This is a genomic window from Lederbergia ruris (genome assembly GCF_018332955.1).
GTDB lineage: Bacteria > Bacillota > Bacilli > Bacillales > Bacillaceae_C > Lederbergia > Lederbergia ruris.
Window position 1 is genome coordinate 1 of the sequence record NZ_BORB01000072.1, and the last position, 8780, is coordinate 8780.

The 8780-nt window shown below is 38.4% G+C and carries 12 protein-coding genes and 1 pseudogene; 2 read left to right on the plus strand and 11 right to left on the minus strand.

The features are described 5' to 3' along the window. Window positions 1–456: 456 nt before the first annotated feature. The 5 genes from rpsR to KI363_RS21140 all read right to left on the minus strand — a co-directional run bounded on the left by rpsR (window position 457) and on the right by KI363_RS21140 (window position 3219). Window positions 457–693, minus strand: coding sequence for a 30S ribosomal protein S18 (gene rpsR, locus KI363_RS21120; RefSeq protein ID WP_158324317.1), 237 nt, complete (start codon window positions 691–693; stop codon window positions 457–459). A 96-nt stretch (window positions 694–789) separates the two neighbouring features. After that, the gene (ssb, locus tag KI363_RS21125) at window positions 790–1296 is read right to left on the minus strand and encodes a single-stranded DNA-binding protein (protein WP_158324318.1); all 507 of its coding nucleotides are present in this window, start codon (window positions 1294–1296) and stop codon (window positions 790–792) included. A gap of 59 nt (window positions 1297–1355) precedes the next feature. Next, the gene (gene rpsF, locus KI363_RS21130) at window positions 1356–1643 is read right to left on the minus strand and encodes a 30S ribosomal protein S6 (RefSeq protein WP_158324319.1); all 288 of its coding nucleotides are present in this window, start codon (window positions 1641–1643) and stop codon (window positions 1356–1358) included. A gap of 518 nt (window positions 1644–2161) precedes the next feature. Beyond that, window positions 2162–2770, minus strand: coding sequence for a phosphatase PAP2 family protein (locus KI363_RS21135; protein WP_158324320.1), 609 nt, complete (start codon window positions 2768–2770; stop codon window positions 2162–2164). Between the two features lie 122 nt (window positions 2771–2892). Then, complete coding sequence (locus KI363_RS21140; RefSeq protein ID WP_158324321.1) at window positions 2893–3219, minus strand: DUF378 domain-containing protein; 327 nt, start codon at window positions 3217–3219, stop codon at window positions 2893–2895. Window positions 3220–3489: 270 nt separating this feature from the next. Here KI363_RS21140 and KI363_RS21145 point away from each other — a divergent pair, with 270 nt between their 5' ends. Beyond that, window positions 3490–4005, plus strand: a complete 516-nt coding sequence (locus KI363_RS21145) for a kinase (RefSeq protein WP_212967563.1) — start codon at window positions 3490–3492, stop codon at window positions 4003–4005. A gap of 116 nt (window positions 4006–4121) precedes the next feature. On the opposite strand, the gene ychF is transcribed toward KI363_RS21145, so the two are convergent. Next, window positions 4122–5222 (minus strand): redox-regulated ATPase YchF, encoded by a 1101-nt coding sequence (ychF, locus tag KI363_RS21150; RefSeq protein WP_158324322.1) that lies wholly within the window; start codon window positions 5220–5222, stop codon window positions 4122–4124. A 226-nt stretch (window positions 5223–5448) separates the two neighbouring features. Beyond that, window positions 5449–5646, minus strand: coding sequence for a DUF951 domain-containing protein (locus KI363_RS21155; protein WP_158324323.1), 198 nt, complete (start codon window positions 5644–5646; stop codon window positions 5449–5451). Window positions 5647–5816: 170 nt separating this feature from the next. On the opposite strand from KI363_RS21155, the gene yyaC reads away from it, so the two are divergent. Beyond that, window positions 5817–6440 carry a spore protease YyaC gene (gene yyaC, locus KI363_RS21160; protein ID WP_212967564.1) on the plus strand — a complete coding sequence of 208 codons (624 nt, stop codon included), beginning with the start codon at window positions 5817–5819 and terminating at the stop codon, window positions 6438–6440. A 43-nt stretch (window positions 6441–6483) separates the two neighbouring features. On the opposite strand, the gene KI363_RS21165 is transcribed toward yyaC, so the two are convergent. From KI363_RS21165 to KI363_RS21180, 4 genes and pseudogenes are all read right to left on the minus strand, one after another. Next, the gene (locus KI363_RS21165; protein ID WP_212967565.1) at window positions 6484–7329 is read right to left on the minus strand and encodes a ParB/RepB/Spo0J family partition protein; all 846 of its coding nucleotides are present in this window, start codon (window positions 7327–7329) and stop codon (window positions 6484–6486) included. Further along, on the minus strand, window positions 7322–8083 hold the full coding sequence (locus KI363_RS21170; RefSeq protein ID WP_212967566.1) for a ParA family protein: 762 nt from the start codon (window positions 8081–8083) through the stop codon (window positions 7322–7324). The genes KI363_RS21165 and KI363_RS21170 overlap by 8 nt, the downstream gene beginning before the upstream one ends. Before the next feature lie 190 nt (window positions 8084–8273). After that, a complete protein-coding gene (locus KI363_RS21175; protein ID WP_158324077.1) occupies window positions 8274–8528 on the minus strand; it encodes a hypothetical protein in 255 nt (84 codons plus the stop codon). After that, window positions 8503–8780, minus strand: a pseudogene (locus KI363_RS21180) (IS91 family transposase); the annotation flags it as partial. The pseudogene KI363_RS21180 and the gene KI363_RS21175, both read right to left, overlap by 26 nt.

An 8780-nucleotide genomic window follows, 5' to 3' on the forward strand; every position in this document is an offset into this window, starting at 1 on the left:
CCCGCCACCCCATATAAAGCCGTGGATATCACCTTGAAAGAGCCCCCCTGCCACAATGGGCCTCTCCGTTAAACAGATCGAAATGGCGCGTTCCTATTTTGTTCGCCCACAAACATTTTACTCATACACACCCATTTTTAAGTGAATGCTTTAAAATTTGGTTGGAGCTTGGAAATGAATCATAACTTTCCTACTACGGAGAGGCTCCCAAACCAAGTGAGCATCTTTGAAAAACCAACAAATTTGCTCTTTTTAAAAAACAAAAAGAGCAGAAGGTTTAACCCTTACTGCCCTTTCACTTTTCTCTGTCTAGCTCCAGCACCTAGCGACTAGCAAATTTACGTCTTCTTCCTACGATAAGTCAACATCGGTTCGTTCTATGACCTCACCGTGTTTCCTTTATCTCGTCAGAAGTCTTTAAATTTGTACGTCGCTAAACAGGTGCTTGCGCTTTTTTCATTCGCCTGTTACAAATGGAAGCAACGCCATTTGACGAGCACGTTTGATCGCGATCGTTAATTTACGTTGGTACTTAGCACTTGTTCCAGTTACACGGCGTGGAAGAATTTTTCCACGTTCAGAGACGAATTTTTTAAGAAGATCGACATCTTTATAGTCAATATGAGTAATCCCATTTGCTGTAAAGTAACAAACCTTCCGACGCTTCCGTCCACCTCTACGTCCACCTGCCATGAAGATAACCTCCTTTTATATGCATTTTTAATCTGTTAAAACGGCCTTCCTCTTATGGAAGCACACTTCGGTTATTTTATTAAACTGGATAAAGATCTAAAACGGTAGATCATCATCCGAAATATCAATAGGTTCTCCATCATTAGAGAACGGATCATCATTAGTTCGAGTAAAGTTCTGGTTGTTTCGCTGACCCTGATTTGAACCATAGGAATAATTGGAGTTTCCCTGATCTCCTCCAAATTGGTTCCCACCAAAATCCCCTCTCCGTTCTGATGTCGAACTTCTAGGTTCAAGAAATTGCACATTGTCTGCTACAACTTCGGTGATATATACGCGTTTACCGTCTTGCCCTTCAAAATTACGCGTTTGGATTCGCCCGTCTACACCAGCCAAACTACCCTTTTTCAAGTAATTAGCTGCATTTTCCGCTTGGCGACGCCATGTCACGCATTGAATAAAGTCAGCTTCCCGCTCACCTTGTTGATTTGTAAAAGTACGGTTAACAGCTAGAGTAAATGTTGCAACAGCGACTCCATTAGGGGTATATCGCAAATCTGGATCTTTGGTTAAACGACCAACTAATACAACTCGGTTCATCATCAGAATCAACCTCTCCCCGATTTACTTCTCTTTCCAGAAATGTTTCACGTGAAACATTATTATTTTTCGTCTTTAACAACAATATGGCGAATGATATCACCGCTGATTTTAGCAAGACGATCGAATTCCTGAACAGCTTCAGGTGTAGCATTTGCATGGATTAAGTGATAAAGTCCTTCACGGAAGTCCTCAATCTCATATGCAAGACGACGTTTGCCCCAATCTTTTGATTCGATGATTTCCGCACCATTTGAAGTAAGAACGCCATCAAAACGCTCAATAACAGCTTTTTTAGCCTCATCCTCAATATTTGGTCGGATAATGTACATAATTTCGTACTTTTTCATCGTATAGTCACCTCCCTATGGTCTATGCGGCTCTTTTATTATGAAAAGCGAAAGCGACTTGGTCAGCCCGACAAGCAAATGTTCTTTCAACACGGAAGTCCGCTTTTTGACTTCCTTCTTGAAAGGTTATTTGGCCTCGAGTGGCTAGGCGCTGGAGCTAGACAATAAAAAAGAGCAAGGAGCAATTTGCATTACTCACAATAATTTATTCTATCACAATGCTGGACAGGTTGCAACAAAGAAAAGCGGAAGGCGGTTGTTCAGGGGCGACAAGCAAATGTTCTGGAATCCTGGAAGGGCGCTCTTTCCCTTCCAGGATTCCAGGTTATTTGACCTCGAGCCCCTACCGCCTGCAGCTAGACATTGAAAGGCGAACTTATGTTGACTTACGCAAGCAGGCACCGAAAATTTCCTAGTCGCTGGGCGCTGGAGCTAGACCCAGCATTATCCCAAATTCCATAATAAAAGTCTGAATGAAGAACTATCTATCATGTTCTTCACTCAGACTTTATCGTTTATTATTTATTCACTGTAAAATCTTGATCCTTTTTTCTAAACAATTTTGCCTCAATCCGGTTATAAATTCCAATGATCCAGTTAAAGAGTGGCGCTAAATAGCGACTCAAGGACATTATGATCATGGTGACAATCAAGGCAATAACCGCACCAGCTAATACATCTGTGGGGTAATGGACACCGATATAGAGTCGGGAAAGTGCCATAAAGACAGCCATAAACAGGAGAATACTCCCCCATTTTTTTTGTCTCCAAAACAGGGCAATCGCTAACGCAAAAGATCCACCTGAATGATTACTAGGGAACGAAGGATCTGTTTCCAATTTATCACTTAAAAAATTTACATCATGAGTTACAAATGGCCGTGGTCTAAAATACATCCATTCAATGACTTTATTTATACCAAGTGTAATAAAGGTTATTGTAAAAGCAAATAATACAATTTGTCGATTTTTATTTTTATTTGCTGTTGGTACAAACCAAAGATAGATAAAGACAAGTCCAAAAAGAATCGGGCCGAATTTAGAAAAATAGATGACAAACTGATCTAACCAATGACTTTGACCAGCAAGCTGATTGACTGCTTTAAACAACTGATAATCTATATTCATGCTGCTCTCCTTTTCTAATGATAATAAGTGCTCTTTTAGGTTTTCCATTATATCATAGAGAAGAACAACATTGGACATTTTTCACCAAAAAACTCGGTGAGGTTTAACCCCACCAAGTTTTGTTAAAATTCTTCCTCATCTTCATTTTCATAAACTTCTAAAGAAGGGTTATATAATCGATCAACATCTGGCTCTTCTGCAAATTCCGTTGCAAAATCCGTATTTCTATATACGGAATCTTCTTGATCCTCTACAACGTCTTGATCAAAGAAATAAGCAATACTTACAAGACCCGCAAGGCCGACTAAAGTATATACAAATCTGGAAAGACCTGCCGCTTGTCCACCAAAGATAGCAGCCACTAAGTCGAACTGGAATAAACCGATTAGCCCCCAATTAATAGCTCCAATAATGACTAAAGCTAAGGCAATCCGCTTTAATGTCCTCAATCTAAGCACCTCTTTTATGCAAAGTTGAATCAAAAAGACGATTCCCTTTTATTCTGTGTCTAAAGAAGGAATTTATACATAAAATCGTTCAACTAAAGGCTTTTTTATTCAATCTTATTTTAGATGTTAATCGTCATTTCCCTACAAAGCCTTTTGCTGGCATTTCTCACCAAATTTTTAGATCAAATGAGTAGAAGAAGGAATATCCCCCTCTATCTCGAATGCAATAAAAGAGAGAATATCGTCTAACATGATACATAGGGGGAAAATATGGAATCTATACTCATTATCATACGCGGAAACTCTGGAAGTGGAAAAACAACGACTGCGAAACGTCTTCAAAATCATTTGGGACATGGAACGCTATTGGTTTCTCAGGATGTCGTTCGCCGCGAAATGTTAAAGGTTCACGATCGAGAAGGAAATCTAGCCATTGATTTGATTCGCCAAATCGCAGAATATGGCAAAGGGAAATGTAAATTTGTGATTGTGGAAGGAATCTTGTATAAAAGTCTCTATGGTAGAATGTTGAAAAATTTAATCCAATTCTATAACCAACAGTCCTATACTTATTACTTTGATTTGTCCTTTGAGGAAACCGTCATCCGTCATAACTCTAGTTCAAAAAAGGCGGAATTCGGGGAAGAGTCTTTACGAAACTGGTGGAGGCCACATGATTATCTTGGGGTTGATAGAGAAACCATACTGACGAATAATATGTCCCAGAATGATGTATTGGAGCTAATTTTAAATCAGCTGCAAAAGGAGGAATTTTATACTTTTTGATCAAAATTTTATCTATTTACAAAAAGGGAATCCATTTTGAACAAAAAATGGATTCCCTTTATTCGCTAACCATAGGGGCCTAGCCACGTCCCTTTTATTAAAACTTTATAACAAAACTAGACATTAAATCGGAAATGAATGACATCCCCATCTTGAACTAGATAGTCTTTCCCCTCAAGTCTTACTTTCCCAGCTTCTCTAGCCGCTGTCATCGAGCCGCCTGCTAATAAATCTTCGTAGGAAACTGTTTCTGCTCGGATAAACCCTCTTTCAAAGTCAGTATGAATGATTCCTGCACATTGAGGAGCTTTCATCCCTTTTTTAAATGTCCATGCACGTACTTCTTGGACGCCAGCTGTAAAGTAAGTCGCCAGTCCTAAAAGATTGTAAGTGGCGCGAATCAATTTATCGAGACCTGATTCATCGATCCCTAATTCTTCTAGGAACATCGCCTTTTCCTCGTCATCTAGTTCGGCCATTTCTTCTTCGATTTTTGCACAAACAACAATGACTTCTGCTTGATCTTCCTTCGCAAATTCCTTTACTTTTTGTACATATTCATTATGTTCAGGATCTTGAATATCCTCTTCATTAACATTGGAGACATATAAAACAGGCTTACTTGTTAGGAGATGAAGACCTTTCACAACTTTCATTTGATCCTCGGTAAACTCAATCGATCTGGCTGGTTTTTCAGCTTCAAAAGCTTCTTTTAATTTAGATAAAACAGTAAATTCTATAATTGCCTCTTTATCCTTTTGTTTCGCCAGTTTTTCCACTCGACCGATTCGTTTGTCCACTGTTTCTAAATCGGCAAGAATCAGCTCGAGGTTGATCGTTTCGATATCATCAATTGGATCTACCTTTCCTGAGACATGGGTAATATCCTCACTAGCAAAACAACGCACCACATGACAAATAGCATCTACCTGGCGAATATGAGAAAGAAATTTGTTTCCAAGTCCCTCTCCTTTACTTGCCCCTTTCACAATTCCAGCTATATCGGTGAATTCGAAAGCAGTTGGTACAGTTTTTTTAGGTTGCACAAGTTCTGTTAATTTTTGCAAGCGAATATCAGGAACTTCTACAATTCCCACATTCGGATCAATTGTACAAAATGGATAATTGGCAGCTTCTGCCCCTGCCTTTGTAATTGCATTAAATAAAGTAGATTTTCCGACATTCGGTAAACCTACAATCCCTGCTGTAAGGGCCATTATTGTCACTCCTCTTATCTCGTCCATTCTATCGGTAACCATGAAGGTTTTTTACATTTCATTCACTACCATTATAGAGAGTCTTATTAAAAAAAACAATTTTACCATCGTTTATTATCGTCTGTTTGTCAGACAAATTATGAGCTAGGCTCAGTCCCCTGAATGAGCGAATAGCGCGGTGTGAAACACAGTATGCAGGCATTTACTAAAAGTCTGAAGCACGAGGCTATTCCTCGTGCTTCTCTAAGATCTTTTTCATTTTTCTTGTGAATTCACGTCGAGGCAGCATAACACTGTGGCCACACCCCTCACATTTTATTCGAATGTCCATCCCCATGCGAATGATTTTCCAACGATTTGTGCCACATGGATGCTGTTTTTTCATTTCTACTACATCATGAAGATTGAATTCCTTTTTTTCCAATTTCTTTCCCCCTGATGGTAAATTTTCTATTAAAACAAATTCATGATAAATAATTTTATTTTAGCAAAAATGTGTTGTGATGAACAGCTTATAATGATTTTTCACTTTCAATGTATAGAAATAATCCCGCTTCCGTATAATGGTAATGATGAGCGAAAGGAGATACCCGCATGACACATGAGGCATTCTTCCGTATACCCAAACAAAAGGAAATTCACATTCACCATACAGATCCACTGTCTACAAATTCCATTGCTGATGGTATGTTAGATTTACTCCCACTATCTCTGCGATCCCCCATTGTACTTGTATGTATTGGGACAGATCGTTCAACAGGTGATTCATTGGGTCCTTTAACAGGAAGCTTTCTTCAAGAGGCTAACTTAACCCACTTCCATGTGCAAGGAACACTAGCTGAACCTATCCATGCTGTTAACCTCGAAGAAAAGTTAGAAGTCATTCAAACTCAATTTACCAATCCCTTTATAATCGGCATTGACGCGTGTTTAGGAAGAATGAAGAATATCGGGATGATTAAAGTTGGTGCAGGACCCGTTAAGCCTGGTGCGGGTGTAAAGAAGGAACTTCCTCATGTTGGTCATATGCATATGACAGGGATTGTGAATGTCAGTGGCTATATGGAATTCTTTGTTTTACAAAATACACGGCTTAACTTAGTCATGAATATGGCTAAACAACTCGCTTCCGCCATTATTCACGCAGATCAGATCTATGCCGATCATAAAGTTTCTCTCCCCCATAAATGGGATGTATCGGAGGAAAATTTTCTGTAACTTTCACTAGCTTTATTTTCCTCCTTTTTTAAATTTATTACGTTTATCCTTTTTCTAGTAAATGTAAAATTCTTTCTAAATCTTCTGCAGATAGAAATTCAATTTCAATTTTACCTTTTTTCTTGGTTCTTTTAATTGTAACCGTTGTTCCAAACTTTTCTCGTAGATTATTTTCACTTTCAACAAGGAAAACATCCTTTTTTGGTTTTTCCTTTTTTGTTTCACGTGAAACATTTTGATTCATTTGCTGAACTAATTGCTCAAGCTGTCTTACATTTAGCCCCTCTTTTACCGTTCGTTCTGCAAGAGCTTCGATTTTTTCTTTTCTTTTAAGTCCTAATAAGGTACGCCCATGTCCCATGGAAAGCTTTCCTTCCACAATATGGTTTTGAATGGTTTTTGGTAGGCTTAACAGGCGGATATGATTGGCAATATAGGGACGACTTTTTCCTAATCTCTTCGCCAAATCTTCTTGTGTAAAATTCAGTTTTTCCAACAAAGTTTGGTAAGCGATCGCCTCTTCAATGGGAGTTAAATCTTCTCTTTGTAAATTTTCAAGTACAGCCAATTCCATCATTTGCTGATCTGTAAATTTCTTAACAACAGCTGGAATGGTTTTTAACTTTGCCGCTTTAGAAGCGCGAAAGCGACGCTCCCCCACAACAATTTCATATCCCTTAATATTTTTTCTTACAATAATGGGCTGTAATACACCGTGTTGCTTGATCGATTCCTTTAATTCCAAAATAGCCTCTTCCGAAAATACCTTTCTAGGTTGATAAGGATTGGGCTTAATTTCCTTTAACTCAATTTCCTTTACCGTTTCCTCTTCATTAACCTCTACATTTGCAAATAAAGCATTAATCCCTTTCCCGAGACCTTTAGCCATTTTCAGCCACTTCCTTTGCAAGATCTAAGTAAACCTCTGCTCCCCGTGATTTTGGATCATAAAGAATAATAGGTTCTCCATGACTCGGTGCTTCACTTAACCGAATATTACGTGGAATAATGGTTTGATATACCTTATTTTGGAAATACTTTTTCACCTCTTGAATCACTTGGAGTCCCAGATTTGTGCGTGCATCCAACATCGTTAACAGCACGCCTTCAATCATCAATTCATTGTTTAAATGCTTTTGTACTAATCGTACTGTATTTAATAACTGACTCAATCCTTCTAAGGCATAATACTCACATTGAACAGGAATGATCACAGAATCGGAAGCTGTTAAAGAATTTAATGTAAGTAATCCAAGAGATGGCGGACAATCAATTAGAATATAATCATATTCGTCCTTCACTTGATCTACAGCCCTTTTTAATCGAACCTCTCTTGAAATGGTTGGTACTAATTCAACTTCAGCACCCGCTAATTGAATCGTTGAAGGAACTGCAAATAACCTATCTACGGCTGTTTGCTTAATGACAGTCTTAATATCAACATCATCAACAAGCACGTCATAGACACATTGCTGTACATCCCCTTTATCAATACCTGAACCACTGGTCGCATTCCCTTGTGGATCTATATCTATAAGTAAAACCTTTTTTCCTATATAGGCTAAACAAGCACCAAGATTTACTGAGGTGGTCGTTTTTCCAACGCCTCCCTTTTGGTTCGCTATGGAAATAATCTTTCCCAACGATTTCACCTGCCTTTTTTCGTTCAAAATAGACTCATGTATTCTATTTTAACAAAAAATTCTACTAAAAACTCTTTGAAAGAAAAAAAGTTTTAAAACTATCAGGAATCCTTGTTGATTTCAACCTAGGCATGTAGAATTTTTCAAGAACAAAATCGCTAGCGCGACTAAACCACGTCCCAAGTGAAGATTATTCACTTGGGATATTCCTCGCTTGTCGCATGGTGCCATCACAAAAAGGACAGACTACCTCCACTTCTTCATTTTCTTCCAAATCATAGTGAAATTCCCCCACTATATATTCAGGGACCTCATCTTCCTTACCACAATCCAAACATTTAAAAGTCAACGTTTCTATTTCTTCATTTAAACCGAATGGATCGTCTTTATCCAAGGATTCCAAGAATGCTTTACTTAATTCATCCGGCTTTTTCTTTTTGGTCAAGGTTTATCCTCCTCACTCTTTTGACAGACTCCATATCTTCCATATAATGGTACAACAAGCCATAATCCGCATGCCATATTTCAACCAAATCCATCTCACGATGGCAATGTGGGCAAATAAATGGATCTTTATCAAATGCCTCTATCATGCGCTGTCTATAGGTTTTCTTCTTCTTTTTCCTCTCAAGTAATAAGGAAAGTTGCTTTGTTCTCATAAAAGCATGAAGGCTCAATACCTGATTAGCCTTTTTAT

Coding starts and splice junctions, on each gene's coding strand:
- ssb (WP_158324318.1), bottom strand. CDS start 1,296: ATGATGAACCGAGTTGTATTAGTTGGTCGTTTAACCAAAGATCCAGAT.
- rpsR (WP_158324317.1), bottom strand. CDS start 693: ATGGCAGGTGGACGTAGAGGTGGACGGAAGCGTCGGAAGGTTTGTTAC.
- rpsF (WP_158324319.1), bottom strand. CDS start 1,643: ATGAAAAAGTACGAAATTATGTACATTATCCGACCAAATATTGAGGAT.
- KI363_RS21145 (WP_212967563.1), top strand. CDS start 3,490: ATGGAATCTATACTCATTATCATACGCGGAAACTCTGGAAGTGGAAAA.
- yyaC (WP_212967564.1), top strand. CDS start 5,817: ATGACACATGAGGCATTCTTCCGTATACCCAAACAAAAGGAAATTCAC.
- KI363_RS21135 (WP_158324320.1), bottom strand. CDS start 2,770: ATGAATATAGATTATCAGTTGTTTAAAGCAGTCAATCAGCTTGCTGGT.
- KI363_RS21165 (WP_212967565.1), bottom strand. CDS start 7,329: ATGGCTAAAGGTCTCGGGAAAGGGATTAATGCTTTATTTGCAAATGTA.
- ychF (WP_158324322.1), bottom strand. CDS start 5,222: ATGGCCCTTACAGCAGGGATTGTAGGTTTACCGAATGTCGGAAAATCT.